Source organism: Trinickia sp. HAY1-2D (assembly GCF_056754935.1).
The window spans coordinates 1,064,634-1,080,885 of record NZ_JBPGWX010000002.1 but is presented as its reverse complement, the minus strand read 5'-3'; the positions used below and the strand labels follow the sequence as shown (position 1 = coordinate 1,080,885).

General features: G+C 64.5%; 17 protein-coding genes. 13 read left to right on the top strand and 4 right to left on the bottom strand.

Annotated elements, in window-relative coordinates:
- Window positions 1-16 precede the first annotated feature (16 nt).
- The 5 genes from gsiB to ACR9ZC_RS12005 all read left to right on the top strand — a co-directional run bounded on the left by gsiB (window position 17) and on the right by ACR9ZC_RS12005 (window position 5,427).
- Window positions 17-1,564 (top strand): glutathione ABC transporter substrate-binding protein GsiB, encoded by a 1,548-nt coding sequence (gene gsiB, locus ACR9ZC_RS12025; RefSeq protein WP_481580445.1) that lies wholly within the window; start codon window positions 17-19, stop codon window positions 1,562-1,564.
- Window positions 1,565-1,631: 67 nt separating this feature from the next.
- Window positions 1,632-2,552, top strand: a complete 921-nt coding sequence (gsiC, locus tag ACR9ZC_RS12020; RefSeq protein WP_440560983.1) for a glutathione ABC transporter permease GsiC — start codon at window positions 1,632-1,634, stop codon at window positions 2,550-2,552.
- 11 nt (window positions 2,553-2,563) lie between these two features.
- Entirely contained in the window at window positions 2,564-3,463 is a 900-nt protein-coding gene (gene gsiD / locus ACR9ZC_RS12015) for a glutathione ABC transporter permease GsiD (RefSeq protein WP_440560982.1), read from the top strand.
- A gap of 38 nt (window positions 3,464-3,501) precedes the next feature.
- Complete coding sequence (locus tag ACR9ZC_RS12010) at window positions 3,502-4,605, top strand: DmpA family aminopeptidase (protein WP_481580444.1); 1,104 nt, start codon at window positions 3,502-3,504, stop codon at window positions 4,603-4,605.
- A 3-nt stretch (window positions 4,606-4,608) separates the two neighbouring features.
- Window positions 4,609-5,427: a M55 family metallopeptidase gene (locus tag ACR9ZC_RS12005; protein WP_481580443.1), complete on the top strand. Its 819-nt coding sequence runs from the start codon at window positions 4,609-4,611 to the stop codon at window positions 5,425-5,427.
- A gap of 92 nt (window positions 5,428-5,519) precedes the next feature.
- On the opposite strand, the gene rpsU is transcribed toward ACR9ZC_RS12005, so the two are convergent.
- The 3 genes from rpsU to ACR9ZC_RS11990 form a co-directional block, all read right to left on the bottom strand.
- Window positions 5,520-5,732, bottom strand: a complete 213-nt coding sequence (rpsU, locus tag ACR9ZC_RS12000; protein ID WP_173259766.1) for a 30S ribosomal protein S21 — start codon at window positions 5,730-5,732, stop codon at window positions 5,520-5,522.
- 83 nt (window positions 5,733-5,815) lie between these two features.
- On the bottom strand, window positions 5,816-6,097 hold the full coding sequence (locus ACR9ZC_RS11995; RefSeq protein WP_331567619.1) for a hypothetical protein: 282 nt from the start codon (window positions 6,095-6,097) through the stop codon (window positions 5,816-5,818).
- A gap of 40 nt (window positions 6,098-6,137) precedes the next feature.
- Entirely contained in the window at window positions 6,138-6,425 is a 288-nt protein-coding gene (locus tag ACR9ZC_RS11990; protein WP_173259762.1) for a hypothetical protein, read from the bottom strand.
- Window positions 6,426-6,713: 288 nt separating this feature from the next.
- On the opposite strand from ACR9ZC_RS11990, the gene ACR9ZC_RS11985 reads away from it, so the two are divergent.
- From ACR9ZC_RS11985 to ACR9ZC_RS11960, 6 genes are all read left to right on the top strand, one after another.
- The gene (locus tag ACR9ZC_RS11985) at window positions 6,714-7,529 is read left to right on the top strand and encodes an acetoacetate decarboxylase family protein (protein WP_481580442.1); all 816 of its coding nucleotides are present in this window, start codon (window positions 6,714-6,716) and stop codon (window positions 7,527-7,529) included.
- Window positions 7,530-7,618: 89 nt separating this feature from the next.
- Entirely contained in the window at window positions 7,619-8,503 is an 885-nt protein-coding gene (locus ACR9ZC_RS11980; protein WP_481580441.1) for an AraC family transcriptional regulator, read from the top strand.
- A 137-nt stretch (window positions 8,504-8,640) separates the two neighbouring features.
- Window positions 8,641-9,771 carry a bifunctional 3,4-dihydroxy-2-butanone-4-phosphate synthase/GTP cyclohydrolase II gene (gene ribBA, locus ACR9ZC_RS11975; protein WP_481580440.1) on the top strand — a complete coding sequence of 377 codons (1,131 nt, stop codon included), beginning with the start codon at window positions 8,641-8,643 and terminating at the stop codon, window positions 9,769-9,771.
- Between the two features lie 57 nt (window positions 9,772-9,828).
- Window positions 9,829-10,338: a 6,7-dimethyl-8-ribityllumazine synthase gene (gene ribH / locus ACR9ZC_RS11970; protein ID WP_331567627.1), complete on the top strand. Its 510-nt coding sequence runs from the start codon at window positions 9,829-9,831 to the stop codon at window positions 10,336-10,338.
- A complete protein-coding gene (gene nusB, locus ACR9ZC_RS11965; RefSeq protein ID WP_331567629.1) occupies window positions 10,335-10,772 on the top strand; it encodes a transcription antitermination factor NusB in 438 nt (145 codons plus the stop codon). Before ribH ends, nusB begins: the two co-directional genes overlap by 4 nt.
- Before the next feature lie 91 nt (window positions 10,773-10,863).
- Window positions 10,864-12,063, top strand: coding sequence for a pyridoxal phosphate-dependent aminotransferase (locus ACR9ZC_RS11960; protein ID WP_481580439.1), 1,200 nt, complete (start codon window positions 10,864-10,866; stop codon window positions 12,061-12,063).
- 100 nt (window positions 12,064-12,163) lie between these two features.
- On the opposite strand, the gene ACR9ZC_RS11955 is transcribed toward ACR9ZC_RS11960, so the two are convergent.
- Window positions 12,164-13,300 carry a transglycosylase SLT domain-containing protein gene (locus ACR9ZC_RS11955; RefSeq protein WP_481580438.1) on the bottom strand — a complete coding sequence of 379 codons (1,137 nt, stop codon included), beginning with the start codon at window positions 13,298-13,300 and terminating at the stop codon, window positions 12,164-12,166.
- Between the two features lie 604 nt (window positions 13,301-13,904).
- Here ACR9ZC_RS11955 and ACR9ZC_RS11950 point away from each other — a divergent pair.
- Both ACR9ZC_RS11950 and ACR9ZC_RS11945 read left to right on the top strand, forming a co-directional pair.
- Entirely contained in the window at window positions 13,905-15,479 is a 1,575-nt protein-coding gene (locus tag ACR9ZC_RS11950; protein WP_481580437.1) for a UbiD family decarboxylase, read from the top strand.
- Window positions 15,480-15,513: 34 nt separating this feature from the next.
- Complete coding sequence (locus ACR9ZC_RS11945; protein WP_481580436.1) at window positions 15,514-16,188, top strand: LysE family translocator; 675 nt, start codon at window positions 15,514-15,516, stop codon at window positions 16,186-16,188.
- Window positions 16,189-16,252: the final 64 nt, after the last annotated feature.

Genomic DNA, 16,252 nt, shown 5'->3' with positions numbered 1-16,252 from the left:
TACGAGGAGTTGAACGATGCGTACGTTTCGCGCAAAACAATGGGTCGGCGCCATTGCGCTCGCTTTCGGTGTATTCACGGCACCGTTGGCGATGGCCGCAAAGGACGTGACAGTCGCAGTGCAGATCGCCCTGGATTCGCTGGATCCCTACAACACGAATTCGACGCTCGCACAGGCTGTCGGCAAGGCCTATTACGAGGGACTCTTCGGGTTCGACAAAGATCTGAAGGCGCAGCCGCTGCTCGCGCAGAGCTATACGGTGAGCCCGGATGGTCTGGTCTATACCCTCACCCTGCGTCAGGGCGTGAAGTTTCATGATGGTACGGAGTTCAATGCGGAAGCGGTCAAGGTCAACCTCGATCGCGTACTGGACAAGAGCAACGGCCTCGCCCGGTACAACCAGTTCAACCGGATCAAATCGGTGGAGGCAGTCAACCCCTCCACTGTGAAGATCACGCTGAATCAGCCGTTCTCCGCATTCATCAACGCACTCGCCCATCCCTCGGCCATGATGATCTCCCCGGCCGCGCTCAAAAAGTGGGGCAAGGATATTGCGTTCCATCCGGTCGGCACGGGTCCGTTCGAGTTCGTGGAATGGAAACCGGCCGAGTACCTGAAGGTCCGGAAGTTCGCCGGCTACTGGCGCCAGGGCTTCCCGAAGATCGATACGCTGACCTTTCGGACCGTGACCGACAACAATACGCGTGCCACGGTGATCCAGACCGGCGAAGCGCAGCTCGCCTATCCGGTGCCGTATGAGCAGGCCGCGCTGCTCAAAGCCAACCCGAAGCTCGATGTCGTTTCCACGCCATCGATCATGGCGCGGTACGTATCGATGAACGTGCTGCAAAAGCCGTTCAGCGACGTGAGGGTGCGCGAAGCGGTCAATTACGCGATCAACAAGGACGCGCTGGCCAAGGTCGCGTTCGCCGGTTACGCGTTTCCGTCGCAGGGCGTCGTGCCCCAGGGGGTGGCATTCGCCGACAAGATGTCGCCCTGGCCCTACGATCCGGCCAAGGCGCGCGCGCTGCTGAAAGAAGCGGGTTATCCGGACGGTTTTTCGACCGCGCTCTGGTCCGGCTATAACGACGGCACCTCAGCCAAGGTCGTGCAGTTCCTGCAACAGCAGCTCGCGCAGGTCGGCATCAAGACGTCGATCGAATTGCTCGAATCCGGCCAGCGCGTACAGCGCGTGCAACAGGTCAAGGATGCGAAGACCGCGGCGGTGCGCATGTACTACGGCGGCTGGTCCGCATCGACCGGCGAAGCCGACTGGGCACTGCGTCCGCTGCTGACCACCGATGCATGGCCGCCGGTGTTTTACAACACGGCGTATTACTCGAACGCCGATGTCGACAAGGACGTCTCGAATGCCTTGCTGACCACGGACGCTGCGAAACGGCAGCAGCTCTATGCGGATGCGCAGCAGCGCATCTGGAAGGATGCGCCGTGGATCTTCCTGACCACGGACCGCACCCTGGCAGCCGAGAGCAAGAAGCTGAGCGGCTTTTATGTGATGCCGGACGGCTCGTTCAACTTCAGCGACGTCGACCTCGCGCAGTAAGTCGTTTCGTATCTCCCACCGAAGCGCGGACGGCTTGTCCGATCCGCGCTGACCATGCGGGTTCATCATGCTCGTCTATATCGCCAAACGACTGCTGGGTACCCTTCCGACGCTGGTGCTCGTGACGATCGCCGTCTTCATGTTCGTTCACGTGCTGCCCGGCGACCCGGCGCGCCTTGCCGCGGGCGCCGACGCCGACGAGGCCACTGTCGCGCTCGTGCGCCACCAGCTCGGCCTCGATCTGCCGTTGCCCGCGCAATTCGTGCGCTATACGGAACGCATGCTGCATGGCGATCTCGGCGAGTCGCTGCGCACACGGCGCCCCGTATCGCGGGAGATCGCCGATCGTTTCATGCCGACGTTCGTGCTGACGCTGACCAGCATGGCATGGTCAGTGATATTCGGCCTCGTGGTGGGCGTGACCTCGGCGGTCTGGCGCAATCGTGCGCCCGACGCGATCGGCATGACCCTCGCGGTCTCGGGCATTTCGTTTCCCGCATTTGCGCTCGGCATGGTGCTGATGCAGATTTTTTCGGTCCAGCTCGGATGGCTGCCATCGATCGGGGGCGGCTCGTGGCGGCACTACATCCTGCCCTCGATCACGCTCGGCGCCGGCGTAGCCGCCGTCATGGCGCGTTTCACGCGTGCCGCCTTCGTCGAGGTGATGCAGGAGGACTACGTGCGCACGGCGCGGGCCAAAGGCCTCTCCGAGTGGATCGTCATCGTCAAGCACACGTTTCGCAATGCGCTGATTCCCGTCGTGACGATGATGGGGCTGCAATTCGGCTTCCTGCTCGGCGGCTCCATCGTCGTCGAAGCGGTGTTCGCGTGGCCCGGCATGGGCAGCCTGCTCGTCGATTCGGTCAACATGCGCGATTACCCCGTCATCCAGGGGCTCATCTTGCTGTTTTCCACCGAATTCATCGTGATCAACATCGTGGTGGATGTGCTGTACGGGCTCATCAACCCGACCATCCACTACGCATGAGGGAGGCCGTGATGAGCGAAATCGAGGCTACCGCGCTGCAACCCGACGTCGCGCCGCCCGGCCGCGTGCGCACGCCGGCGCGCGAGTTCTGGCGCAAGTTCCGCAAGCAAAGGCTGGCAAAAGGCGCGGGCGCTTTCGTCGTGCTGCTCGTGCTGGTCGCCGTCTTCGCGCCGTGGATCGTGCCTTTCGATCCGGAAAATTATTTCGATTACAACGCGCTGAACGCGGGCCCGTCATGGGCTCACTGGATGGGCGTCGACGCGCTCGGGCGCGACGAATTCAGCCGCATCGTCATGGGCTCGCGCATCTCGCTGGCCGCGGGATTGATATCCGTGGCACTCGGCGCGCTCGGCGGCACGCTCATGGGTCTCATGGCCGGCTATTACGAGGGCTGGTGGGATCGCATCGCAATGCGCATTTCCGACGTCCTGCTCGCGTTCCCCGGTATTTTGCTGGCGATCGGCGTCGTCGCCATTCTCGGCTCGAGCATGGCCAACGTGATCATCGCCGTGGCCGTGTTCAGCGTGCCGGCATTCGCGCGGCTCGTGCGCGCCAGCACGCTGTCGATCAAGCACATGACCTACATCGAAGCGATGCGCAGCATCGGCGCCTCGGATTGGGTGATCGTGTTCCGTCACATTCTTCCCGGCACGATCTCGCCGATCGTCGTCTACGGCACCATGCGCATCGGCACCTCGATCATCACGGCCGCGAGCTTGTCGTTTCTCGGCATGGGCGCCCAACCGCCGACGCCCGAGTGGGGCGCGATGTTGAACGACGCGCGCGCGGATATGCTGCTGGCGCCGCATGTGGCCATTTTTCCAGCGCTCGCGATCTTCCTGACCGTCCTCGCCTTCAATCTGCTGGGCGACGGCCTGCGCGACGCGCTCGACCCGAAACTCGACCGTTGAGCCGACTACGACGGCGAGACAGCGATAAAGAGACTTCCATGCCTTTTCAGCAAGCGCCCGACGTTGTTGCCGGTGACGCCCCACGGGTGGGTACCCTGCCCTCCGGGCCACTCGACCTCATCAGCGATGTGGCCGGAGTAAAAGTCGGGCACGCCACCATCGCGGAAGGCGAGCGCCAGACCGGCGTGACGGTGGTGGTACCGCATGAGCGCGACGAATTCCTCTACAAGGTGCCGGCGGCCGCGACCGTCATCAACGGCTTTGGCAAAAGCGTCGGGCTAGTGCAACTGGAAGAGCTCGGCGTAGTGGAAACGCCGCTGGCATTGACGAATACCTTTTCGGTCGCTGCGATCGCCACCGCGCAGATCGAAACGGCTCTTCGCCGCCATCGGCAAATCGGTCGCGAGTGGCCCACGCTCAATCCGCTCGTGTTCGAATGCAACGACGGTTATTTGAACGATATACAGGCAATGGCCGTGTCGGCCGGGCATTACGCCCAGGCATGCGCGGCGGCCGCGCCGATGTTCGCGCAGGGATCGGTGGGCGCGGGACGCGGCATGTCGTGCTTCGGATTCAAAGGAGGCATCGGTTCCGCCTCGCGCGTGGCCATGCTTGCCAACGGCGAACGGTACACCCTGGGCGCACTCGTGCTAGCCAATTTCGGTCGCCTTTGCCATCTGAGCGTTGCAGGACAGCCGCTAGGCCGAACGCTTGCCGCGAACCGTGCCGGCGGCGGCGACGAATTCAGCGAACCGGAAAAAGGCTCGATCATCATGATCGTCGCCACGGATGCCCCGCTCGATACGCGGCAACTGGGGCGCGTAGCGAAGCGCGCCGGGGCCGGGCTCGCGCGCATGGGATCCGTTTATGGACATGGCAGCGGCGACATCGCGCTGGCCTTCAGCACGGCCTATCAGATCCCCCACTTGCCGGACGAGCCCATGCCTTCTGTGCACATGCTGCACGAGTCGCATATCGACGCGCTCTTCGAAGCATGTGCCGAAGCCGTGGAGCAAGCCATCGTCCACGCGATTTGGCGCGCGGCTTCCGTGACGGGCCGGGAGGGCCACAGCCGACGCTCGATCCTGGAAGCGCTGCCCGATTGGCGCAGTGTCTTGGACCCGCAACGAAGCGAGGAATGACCGTTGAAGATTCTGATTTCCACCGATATCGAAGGCATCGCGGGCGTAGTCCATAGCGAGCAAACGCGCCCGGGCAACGCCGAATACGAACGCGCACGCCTCTGGATGACCGACGAAGCCAACGCCGCGATCCGCGGGGCCTTCGATGGTGGCGCGACGCAAGTCCTCGTCAACGATTCGCATGGCGGCTTTCGCAACCTGCTGCTCGATCGGCTGGACGCACGCGCGCAGACGATCACGGGCAAGCCGCGCTATCTCGGGATGATGGCCGGTGTCGAACAGGACTGCGACGCCGTCTATATGATCGGCTATCACGCGCGCGCCCAAAGCACGGGCGTGCTTGCGCACACGATCAACAGTTTTGCGTTCCGATGCGTGCGCGTGAACGGCATCGAACTGGGCGAGGCTGGCTTGTATGGGGCGCTCGCCGGCGAATTCGGCGTGCCCGTTGCGCTGCTGTCGGGCGACGATATCTTCCTTGCGGAAACGACATCGACCTTTCCAGGCGCAATCGGCGTGCAAACCAAACGTGCGGCGGGCAACGCATCTTGCACGAGCCTGGCGCCCGCGCATGCATGCAATAGGGTCTACGAAGCCGCGCGGGCAGCCGTGTCTGCCGCGCGCGATCTCTCGCCGTTCACGATCGCGGCACCGCTCGAATGCGAGCTCGTCGCGCAGACAGCGGGCCTTGCTGACCTGTTCTGTCAGTGGCCCGAGATGCAGCGCATCGATGGCACTGCGCTGCGTTTTCGCGCGGCCAATATGCAATCGATCGTGCGGATGCTGAACTGCCTTTCGGCGATGTCTTTCATGCTGCGCTGATCGCCCGTTGCCGATGCGCATGGCTCGTGAACGGACGAAGCGTCACCCGCGGGGTTGAATCCCCTCGCGCGCCCATTGGGCGGCGCGGCAGTTCAATACATCTTTTTCGGCGGCATGGAGCGGCGAATCTGCTTGCGCAGCCGGGACACCGCCGCGGCACGCTTGCGTTTGCGTTCGGTGGTCGGTTTTTCGTAGGCCATCCGTGCACGAAGCTCTTTGATCAGGCCCGTGTTTTCAATGCTCCGGCGAAAACGCCGCAGCGCCACTTCCATGGGTTCGTTCGGTTTGGGAATGACGGTAGTCAATATTGCTCCTGGTTTGCGATCCGGGCAGCGAGCGCAACGCATGTTCGAATGCATCCGCCGACCGCTGAGCGCGCGTGGATCGTTTAAAGGTCACCGACGGATGCGCCTTCCACCCTTCCGTCGATGATGTCTTCGCCGTGTCGATACGCGGCACGGCGTGCCGTGCCGAAAGAGACGAATGCCTGCTGCTGGTCCATTTTAAAGACCCTTCCGGCGCCGCTTCGATCCCCCGCCCGGCACACGCGAATGGCGATGTCGTAGCCCTCCGCATATCGCGAGTGACCGTCGAACCGTTCGAATTTGCGCGAGAACACGAGGGGATAGAGATCGTATCCCTTATAAGAGCGAAGCTGTGTCGCCAACATGATGATTTCCCGACAGGAGGTGCACTATACACGGACCGCGCTATTCGCTGTCCCAGACGGTTTTGTCGGGATCGCACGCATCGATCAACTGCTCCGCATATGCGATGGAAGCCCGCCGCGCGTCGCCTGCATTTTCGAACGGCCTTTTGACCGTCAGCCGGAAGACGCGGCTGCGCGCAGCCGCGCCAGCGTCCTCCATCTCCTGAATACGAACGGCGGCATCGAAGCCTTCGTCGTAGTTGTGAGCGAATCCAGGCTTGGCTGCCTGATGCGGAAAGACCAGAGGGTAAAGCTCCAACCCTCGGTATGAATGAAAACCGGTGCTCATGGGGTAACCCCAGCGCCGCACGGGTGCGGCAAGATATCGACAGAAAAACGGCCAGCCAAGGACTGTACCGCGGAAGCAAGCTTGCCTTATGCCTGGCGTTCAGGGGCACGGGGTGCCCTGGCGGAGGAATCGCGACGTGCGCGGGAAGCGGGCGCTCGAATCGAGCGAGCTGCCCCATGTTACGCGTTTTTGCGCCTTCTCACAGAGAAAGTTTCGTTCACTGGCGTTCAAGACGCCCCCCGAAGTGCCCGCCATACTGGCTTCTCACCGAAAACGAAGGGGGCAAACATGCTGCAAGGCTATTCGATTCCGCGCACGCCAAACGGAACGTCATCGCTTGCACCGCACCCGCCGTGGCACTACGCCGGCGAGTGTCTTGCCGTCGAATTCGCGGCCGACGGCGACGCCCTCGCCGCCTATCTGCCGCGGGGGTTGACCCCGGCGACAGGCGAGCGCGCCGGCCGCTGCACCGTGTTTTTCTGCGAATGGCAATTCGCCACCGATGCAGGCCACGAGTATCTCGACCCGGTCGCAAGTCAATACAAGGAGACGATTCTGCTCGTCGCCTGCGAGCGCAAAGGCTCGCCCGCCTCCTACTGTCCGTACATCTGGGTCGACCAGGATCTGGCCCTCATGCGCGGTCTCGTTCAAGGCTGGCCGAAACAGTTCGGACACACGGCCATCACACGCAGCTATGGCGTGCATTCCCCTGCATCGCCGAGTCCGTCGGCAGGCGGCCGGTTCGCCGCCTCGCTCGCCTATCGAGATCGCCGCGTGTTCGATGCGCGCGTCACGCTCGACGGCCCCACCGAGCGCCTGCCGGAGCCCGGCTTTGCGTCGACCTTCAACGTGCGCCACTTTCCGCGCCTCACCGCCGGCTATCATGACGCGCCCGCCGTACACGAGCTCACGCAACTGCGTGCGCGCAACGTCTCGATCGATCGATTGCAGAGCGGGCGGGCCGAGCTCGAGCTGAGCGCGCATCCGTCGCTCGAGCTCGATGCGTTTCGCCCACTGAGCGTCGGCAACGGTTTTCGGATGATCGTCTCACTGACCATCGACGATCTCGTCGTCGCCGAGAATTACCTCGCTGACCAGCGATGAATTCCGCATATCGGTCGATGACCGGGCGCGTGCCCTCGCCGCCGATCAGCCGCTACCATATCGGCTGATCGGCGATCGAGGAGCGTGTCATGACCGTCTCGCGCTTTACCTGGTATTGCGGCACCGAACTGCCGGGCGAAATCATGGCTGCCGCCCTCGAGGATTACCGGTTCGAGCCGCATTTTCACGATGCCTGGTCGATCGGCGCGATCGCCGACGGCGCGTGCGCGTTTTCGTGCGGAGGCGCGCAATGGGTCGCCCGGCGCGGCGACGTCGTCGTGATTGCGCCGCGCGTCGTTCATACCGGTGGAACCGCGAAAGCAGGGCTGAGATACGGCATGGCCTACATCGATCCGGCCTGGTTCGAGCAGCACGCCGCGCTCGTGCATCGCGACGGCGTCGGTTTCGAGCAGATCGTCATTCGCGACGAGGCGCTGTGCGAGCAATGGGTCGGGGCGCTGACGGCCTCCGAACTCTCGTCGCAGGAGCGCGCACTCGCGCTCAGTACGGCGCTCTTGGCGCTGCTCACCCGGCATGGCGTACCGGCGGCGCATGCGGGGGATGCCACGCGCGGGAGCGCGAACCTGTGCCGGCCAACCGCCGACAACCCCGCCGCGAGCCGGTTGCGCACCACCGACGCGACCGACCGGGCGAGCGAGGAGCTGCGCCGCCAGCTCACGGCGGACACGCCCGTGAAGGCCGACGTGACGGCCACGGCGCGCCGCTGGGGCGTGCACCGCACGACCCTCGTCAAGCACTTTGCCCGGCGCTACGGGCTGCCGCCCGATGCCTGGCTGCGCAACTGGCGCATCGCCCGCGCGAAAGCCTTGATGATGCACGGTGCACCGCTCGCCGATATCGCCGCCCAAACGGGCTTCGCCGATCAGGCCCATTTGACGCGGGTCTTCAAACGTATTCATGGAAGCGCGCCCGGGACGCTTCGCAAAGCGTTTGCGCAAGAGCCGGCGCGCTGACGGCAAGCGAGCCGCTCGCTGACGGTCCGAGCCGCTTACCGAACGAATGGAGCGAATGCACGCACGCGGACGCGGGATTGCGGCCATGACCGTCAGGCTGGCGTAAAATACGCGCTTTCCCGAACAAGCCCACCGACATGACCCTCGCCTCCACACCCGAGATCATCGCCGAACTGAAGGCCGGCCGCATGGTGATCCTCGTCGACGAAGAGGATCGCGAAAACGAGGGCGACCTCGTCCTTGCCGCCGATTTCGTCACACCGGAAGCGATCAACTTCATGGCTCGCTACGGTCGCGGCCTCGTCTGCCTGACCCTGACGCAGGAGCGCTGCAAGCAGCTGCACCTGCCGCTCATGACCTACCGCAACGGTACGCAGTACGGCACGGCTTTCACGGTCAGCATCGAAGCGGCCGAGGGCGTCACAACGGGCATTTCCGCAGCCGACCGTGCACGCACGGTCGCGGCGGCCGTCGCACGCGATGCCCGTCCCGAGCACATCGTCCAGCCGGGCCATGTGTTCCCGATCATGGCGCAGCCGGGCGGCGTGCTCGTGCGCGCCGGGCATACCGAGGCCGGCTGCGACCTCGCGGCGCTCGCCGGGCTGACGCCGGCCGCCGTGATCTGCGAGGTCATCAAGGACGACGGCACGATGGCACGCCTGCCCGATCTGCTCGAATTCGGCGCGCAGCACGGCCTGAAGACGGGCACGATCGCCGATCTGATCCACTACCGCAGCCGCACCGAATCGATCGTTACGCGCGTTGCCGAGCGCACGATGCAAACGGCGCACGGTGCGTTTCGTGCCGTCCTTTATCAGGACCACCCGAGCGGCTCGCCGCATCTCGCGCTCGTGCGTGGGACACCGTCGCCCGAACGCGACACGCTCGTTCGCGTGCACGAGCCGCTGTCGGTGCTCGATCTGCTCGAAGTAGGCAGCTCGACGCACTCGTGGACGCTCGACGCAGCCATGAAAGAAATCGCCTCGCGCGATCTCGGCGTCATCGTCATGCTCAATTGCGGCGACTCCAAGGACCATCTGGTCGACGTCTTCAAGGCCTTCGACGAAAAGGAGAAGGCCGAGCAGTTGAAGCGCCGCCCCGTCGATTTCAAGACCTATGGCGTCGGCGCACAGATCCTGCGCGAACTCGGCGTAGGCAAGATGCAGGTGCTATCGAATCCGCGGCGCCTCGGCAGCATGTCCGGCTACGGCCTCGAAGTCACCGGTTTCGTGCCGATGCCGGGCGCCGCCGCGACGAAAAGCGCATAATCGGCCGTCGCCGCATCGGTTGCGACTCGCCCCCTTTCTCTTCTCACGGACAACCCCATGGAAATCGGACAATACCAACCGAATCTCGACGGCGACGGCCTGCGAATCGGCATCGTCCAGTCTCGTTTCAACGAACCGGTCTGCAACGGGCTCGTCGACGCCTGCATCGAAGAGCTCGAACGGCTCGGCGTGACGGGCGAAGACGTGCTGCTCGTCACGGTGCCGGGCGCGCTCGAAATCCCGCTCGCGCTGCAAAAGCTTGCCGAGAGCGGCCAGTTCGACGCGCTCATCGCGCTTGGCGCCGTCATTCGCGGCGAAACCTATCATTTCGAACTCGTTTCGAATGAAAGCGGCGCCGGCATCACGCGCATTGCGCTCGACTTCGGCATTCCCGTCGCCAACGCGGTGCTCACCACCGATAGCGACGACCAGGCCGTTGCGCGCATGACCGAGAAGGGCCGGGACGCGGCGCGCGTCGCAATCGAAATGGCGAATTTGTCGGTCGCGCTCGAGCAACTGAGCGGCGACGATGAAGACGAAGACGAGGAAGAAGAGGACGAGGCATGAAGAGTGCACGACGCCGCTCCCGTGAACTGGCCACGCAGGGGTTGTATCAGTGGCTGCTGTCGGGTGCCGCCGCCGGTGAGATCGATGCCCAGTTGCGCGGCGCGCAAGGGTTCGACAAGGCAGACAAGGAGCATCTCGACGCGCTGCTGCATGGCGTGATCCGGGACGCCGCCGATCTGTCGGCCGACCTCGCGCCGTGTCTCGATCGACCCATCGAACAGCTCTCCCCCGTGGAGCGCGCCGTGCTGCTCGTCGCCGCTTACGAGTTCAAGTGCCACCCCGACATCCCCTACCGTGTCGTCATCAACGAAGCGGTCGAGCTCGCCAAGACGTTCGGCGGCGTGGATGGCTACAAGTATGTGAACGGCGTGCTCGACAAGCTCGCGCTTACGCTGCGCCCCGGCGAAGCGCAGGCAAGCCGCGGCAGCCACTGATCGGGCGCGCCCGCGCCGACGCAGCCAACGGCCGCGCCCGTGACTCGCGGCGGGCCGCCCCCTCTCCTACTGAAATCGAACGCGCATCAGCATGACCGTCGCCACCGAACCGCTCGTCAAGCTCGCTTCGCGAGTCGACGCGATCGCCCCGTTCTACGTCATGGAGCTCGCCAAGCAAGCCGCGCAGCTCGAGCGCGCGGGGCGCGACATTATCCATATGGGCATCGGCGAGCCCGACTTCACGGCGCCCGAACCTGTCATCGAGGCCGCCGCGCAGGCACTGCGGCGCGGCGTGACGAAGTACACCGGCGCGCTGGGCATCACCCCGCTGCGCGAAGCGATTTCCGATTACTACGCGAGCGTTTATGGCGTCTCGATCGATCCGGGCCGCATCATCCTGACGGCCGGTGCATCGGCGGCTTTGCTGCTCGCCTGCGCGGCGCTCGTCGATCGCGACGACGAAGTCCTGATGCCCGACCCATCGTATCCGTGCAACCGGCATTTCGTGGCGGCGACGGAAGGCAAACCGGTTCTCGTGCCGAGCGGCCCCGAGGCGCGCTTCCAGTTGAGCGCAAACGATATCGAAACGCACTGGGGCCCACGTACGCGCGGCGTGCTGCTCGCTTCGCCATCGAATCCCACCGGCACGTCGATCGCTCCGGCCGAACTCGAGCGCATCGTCCATGCCGTACGCGCGCGCGGCGGCTTTACGATCGTCGATGAGATCTATCAGGGGCTGTGGTACGACGCGCGTCCCGTGTCGGCGCTCTCGTTTGGCGACGATGTGGTCACGGTCAACAGCTTTTCGAAGTACTTCAACATGACCGGCTGGCGGCTCGGTTGGCTGGTCGTGCCGCCCTCGATGATCGATGCGTTCGAAAAGCTCGCGCAGAACCTCTTCATCTGCGCGTCGGCGCTCGCGCAGCACGCGGCGTTGGCCTGTTTCGAACCCGAAACGATCGCGATCTACGAAGGCCGCCGGCTCGAATTCAAGCGGCGCCGCGATTTTGTCGTACCGGCGCTGAGCTCGCTCGGCTTTTCGGTGCCCGTCGTTCCCGACGGCGCGTTTTATGTCTATGCGGATTGCCGCGGCGTGCCGCACCCCGCGGCCGGCGACAGCGCCGAGCTCGCGAAGGCCATGCTGCACGATGCCGGCGTCGCGCTCGTCCCCGGGCTCGATTTCGGCGTTCACGCACCGCGCAACTATATCCGTCTGTCGTATGCGACGGCCTATCCGCTCATCGAGGAAGCCGTCGCCCGGCTGGGCCGGCTGTTTGGCCGGTCAGCCTAGTAAGCCCGAACAGCGCCCCCCGTCGGGGCCTGCGGCGATCGTCCATAAAAAAGCACCCCGCCGGGTGCTTTTTTTGTATCGGGCTCGAGTACGGCGTGGCTTACGCGCCAAGCTCCGAGCCGCCGCTCCCATGCTGCGCGTCGGCGTTGCCATCGCTGCCAGTGTCGCTATCGCTGCGGACCGGCGCCGTGCTCTTGACCGTGGCGGCCGCGGGATGATTGCTGTTCAGCGCGACCTGCACGCGCTTGTTCGAGGCGACCACGGCACGCTGCGGTTGAGGCTGCGGCGCCTGCGGCGCGTTGATGGGTACGGAGCGCCCACGCGCGACGTCGCGCAAACGCGCCCGCTCCGCCATCACTTTTGCACCGTAGCCGCCATCGTCGGGCGACGTGGAACCGACATAGAAGCGCAAGCCCTCGGCAAGCGAGCCGCCGCGCGCGATGCAGTCCTTCAGCACGAGTGCGCCCACCGTGATATTGGCGAGCGGCTCGAGTGCCGCCGTCGTCCCCCCGAAATACTCGAACTTGTCGGAGTGGACCTTCGCCATCACCTGCATGAGGCCTTGTGCGCCTACGCCGCTTTCCGCGTAGGGATTGAAGCCCGATTCGATTGCCATGACCGCGAGCAGCAAGAGCGGATCGAGGCCGACTTGGCGGCCCGTTTCGAACGCCGCTTTCACGAGCTCGGAGACCGGTTCCTGTGCGACGTGATAACGGCGTGCCAGATACGAGGCGACGAGCGCCTGCTCGCGCACCGAGACCAGAACACGGTCGTCGCGCGCCTCCGCGGCCACGCGCTGCGAGGAAATCGTCTTCGCGAGCAGATCGACGCTCGTCGGGGTGCGTGCATCGAGCGAGGTTGCGCTGCTTGCGACACTGAGCCCGCTCGCGCCGCTGCCATCGAAAGCGCCGTCATAGCGCGCGTTGTCGGCGTTGATGGGGTTGGCACTGAGCGTCTCGTCGCGGGACGCGGCATGGGCCGGCGCGAACGGTGGCAGGGGATGGCCGCTCAACAGACGCGCGGGGCCAGCCTCGACGGCGGCCGTCAGCACCGGCATCAGCTTGGCTGCGAGCGTCCCACGCACCGTCGGCAACAGCCACAACGCGAGCGCCACCGCCACGGCGCACGCGCCGACGATGCTGAACAGATGGTGGCTGACACGCGTTCCACGGCGCAACGCTGCCCGCACGAGCGGGGCGAAGCGAACCTCGGGACGCCACGATAACCAAGTATTCATTCAGTTCTCCCATTGGGCATGGCCTCGCGAAGGGTACTGCGGCGCATGGAGCGCATATCGCGAAAGCCAAGGCGTGCACGGCCTTGGTTGGGACCGCGGCGACGCCGGGATACGGCACGGTACCGTCGAATACGGTACCGGACCGTGTGGAGAGCCACATCGGAGCAAAAGGACCGTCGGCATGCCCCGAAGGCATGCACGCGGTGGCTCTCACACGCAAACGCCAGCGGCACGAAGCGCTGGCAAGAACAACCATCGGACCGAGCACCGTGCAAGGCGGCGAGCGGTGACGCGGTGCGTCAATGACCGGGATATAGAACTCGAATCGCATTGGCCCAGCAGCCAATGCCGACGGATTCTAGCAGGCTTTTATAGATCGTCAATGCTACAAATTCTCAAATTCATAACTAAATGTAATTAAAGAAAGGCTCCAAACGGCCGAAAACTATGCCTCACGCGCGTTTCGGGCCGGTTGTGAAAACGCTTTCGAGCACGCGATTCCGCCCTCGACGAGTACAATCGCAGGCCATCCAGCCCCCTCGCGGTAGCGGGGAACGGCCCTCATTCAAAGCGCCGCGCATCGGCCGCCGCCTGACCGTAATCCATGAAATACAAAGACTTACGTGATTTTGTCGAGCGCCTGGAAGCAACAGGCGAACTGCGCCGCATCAATCATCCTGTGTCGCCTGTCCTCGAAATGACCGAGCTCGCCGATCGCGTGTTGCGCGCGGGCGGCCCGGCCCTGCTTTTCGACGCGCCGACCGGCTACCGGTTTCCCATACTCGCGAACCTCTTCGGCACGACGCGGCGCATCGCGCTCGGCATGGGTATCGATAGCGCCGGCGCGGCCAGCGACGGTGCCGCGCTGGAGTCGCTGCGCGATATCGGCCGACTCCTGTCCGCATTGAAAGAGCCCGAGCCGCCCAAGGGGCTGAAAGACGCCGGCAAGCTGATCTCGCTCGCCAAGGCGGTCTGGGACATGGCACCGAAGACGGTGAGCTCGCCGCCGTGCCAGGAGATCGTCTGGGAGGGCAACAACGTAGATCTCGCGAAGCTGCCGATCCAGACCTGCTGGCCCGGCGATGCGGCGCCGCTCGTTACGTGGGGCCTGACGGTCACGCGCGGGCCCAACAAGACCCGGCAAAACCTCGGCATCTACCGACAACAGCTGATCGGCCGCAACAAGCTCATCATGCGCTGGCTCGCGCATCGCGGCGGCGCGCTGGACTTCCGCGAGTTCGCGCTCAAGCATCCCGGCCAGCCCTACCCGGTCGCCGTCGTGCTGGGCGCCGATCCGGCGACGATCCTCGGAGCGGTCACGCCTGTTCCCGACACGCTCTCCGAGTATCAGTTCGCCGGACTGCTGCGCGGCGGGCGCACCGAACTCGCCAAGTGCCTCACGCCCGGCGTGGACACATTGCAGGTACCCGCACGCGCGGAGATCGTGCTCGAAGGGTTCATTCATCCGCAGGCAGACGACGTCACGGCCGTCCCGCCCGGCGCCCCTGCGCGCCCGTCGCGCGGCCCCGCCGCGGCCTATGAACATGCGCTGGAGGGGCCCTACGGCGACCATACCGGCTACTACAACGAGCAGGAGTGGTTCCCGGTCTTCACCGTCGAGCGCATCACGATGCGCCGCGACGCGATCTACCATTCGACCTACACCGGAAAACCGCCCGACGAGCCCGCCATGCTCGGCGTCGCGCTGAACGAAGTGTTCGTCCCGTTGCTGCAAAAGCAATTTCCCGAGATCACGGACTTCTACCTGCCGCCCGAAGGATGCAGCTATCGGATGGCCATCGTGCAGATGAAGAAGAGCTACGCCGGGCACGCGAAGCGCGTCATGTTCGGCGTCTGGAGTTTTCTGCGGCAGTTCATGTACACGAAGTTCATCGTGGTCGTCGATGACGATGTCGACGTGCGCGATTGGAAAGAAGTGATATGGGCCGTTACGACACGGGTCGACCCCGCGCGCGATACGCTGCTCGTCGAACGTACCCCCATCGACTATCTCGATTTCGCGTCGCCCGTGGCCGGTCTCGGCTCGAAGATGGGTATCGACGCAACCAATAAATGGCCCGGCGAAACCGATCGCGAATGGGGACGTCCCATCGCGATGGATCCGGCCGTGAAAGCACGCGTCGATACGCTGTGGGACCAGCTTGGCTTCGGCCGTTGATATTGCCGGCAAACGAACGCACGGCAAAACTGCTATGTACTCCCATTCCGCATCGATGCTGTCAAACGGCTTTTTTCTGTCTTTATCGCTGTGCCTCGACATCGGGCTCGTCAACGTCGCGATGCTTTCGCTGACGTTGCGGCACGGCTTCAAATCGGGGTTCTGGCTCGGGCTGGGGTCCTGCTTCGGCGATCTGGCCTACGCGACGCTCGCTCTCGCAGGGATGACCGCGCTGTTGCGCTTCGAAGCCGTTCGCTGGATCGTCTGGCTCGGCGGCGCCGCCATGCTGCTCTACCTGACCTGGAAGATGGCGCGCGAAGCGCTCGCGAGCCGCGCGGTCGTAGCGCAAGCGCCGGCGCATGCAGACGCGTCGTCCGCTCCGGCGCGTGGGTTCGTGCGCGGTGCCATGCTCGCCCTCTCCTCGCCTTCGGCCATCGTCTGGTTCGCCGCGGTGGGCGGTGCGCTGATCGCGCGGGCCGGCGCGACCGATGCGCGCGCGGCTTCCGTGTTTCTCGGCGGATTTTTTCTCGGCGGACTCGCCTGGACGCTTTTTCTGTGCGTACTGGCCAGCCACGGACGCAAGCGCGCCGGCTCGGGCCTCTTACGCGCCTGCCACATCGTTTCCGCGCTGCTGTTCGCTTATTTGTCCTATAGCGTCATCGTGGACGGATACCGAGACCTCATCGTGCATATCGCGCGAACGGCGTGACACATTCGCGGGGCGGTCGATAAAAAGCGGCGCAACACCGCGGCAAAGCCTGTGTTGCGCCGCT

Bases quoted from the DNA above. Each gene is read 5' to 3' on its own strand.
- gsiB (WP_481580445.1), top strand. From the start codon at position 17: ATGCGTACGTTTCGCGCAAAACAATGGGTCGGCGCCATTGCGCTCGCT.
- gsiC (WP_440560983.1), top strand. From the start codon at position 1,632: ATGCTCGTCTATATCGCCAAACGACTGCTGGGTACCCTTCCGACGCTG.
- gsiD (WP_440560982.1), top strand. From the start codon at position 2,564: ATGAGCGAAATCGAGGCTACCGCGCTGCAACCCGACGTCGCGCCGCCC.
- ACR9ZC_RS12010 (WP_481580444.1), top strand. From the start codon at position 3,502: ATGCCTTTTCAGCAAGCGCCCGACGTTGTTGCCGGTGACGCCCCACGG.
- ACR9ZC_RS11995 (WP_331567619.1), bottom strand. From the start codon at position 6,097: ATGTTGGCGACACAGCTTCGCTCTTATAAGGGATACGATCTCTATCCC.
- ACR9ZC_RS11990 (WP_173259762.1), bottom strand. From the start codon at position 6,425: ATGAGCACCGGTTTTCATTCATACCGAGGGTTGGAGCTTTACCCTCTG.
- ACR9ZC_RS11985 (WP_481580442.1), top strand. From the start codon at position 6,714: ATGCTGCAAGGCTATTCGATTCCGCGCACGCCAAACGGAACGTCATCG.
- ACR9ZC_RS11980 (WP_481580441.1), top strand. From the start codon at position 7,619: ATGACCGTCTCGCGCTTTACCTGGTATTGCGGCACCGAACTGCCGGGC.
- ribBA (WP_481580440.1), top strand. From the start codon at position 8,641: ATGACCCTCGCCTCCACACCCGAGATCATCGCCGAACTGAAGGCCGGC.
- ribH (WP_331567627.1), top strand. From the start codon at position 9,829: ATGGAAATCGGACAATACCAACCGAATCTCGACGGCGACGGCCTGCGA.
- nusB (WP_331567629.1), top strand. From the start codon at position 10,335: ATGAAGAGTGCACGACGCCGCTCCCGTGAACTGGCCACGCAGGGGTTG.
- ACR9ZC_RS11960 (WP_481580439.1), top strand. From the start codon at position 10,864: ATGACCGTCGCCACCGAACCGCTCGTCAAGCTCGCTTCGCGAGTCGAC.
- ACR9ZC_RS11955 (WP_481580438.1), bottom strand. From the start codon at position 13,300: ATGAATACTTGGTTATCGTGGCGTCCCGAGGTTCGCTTCGCCCCGCTC.
- ACR9ZC_RS11950 (WP_481580437.1), top strand. From the start codon at position 13,905: ATGAAATACAAAGACTTACGTGATTTTGTCGAGCGCCTGGAAGCAACA.
- ACR9ZC_RS11945 (WP_481580436.1), top strand. From the start codon at position 15,514: ATGTACTCCCATTCCGCATCGATGCTGTCAAACGGCTTTTTTCTGTCT.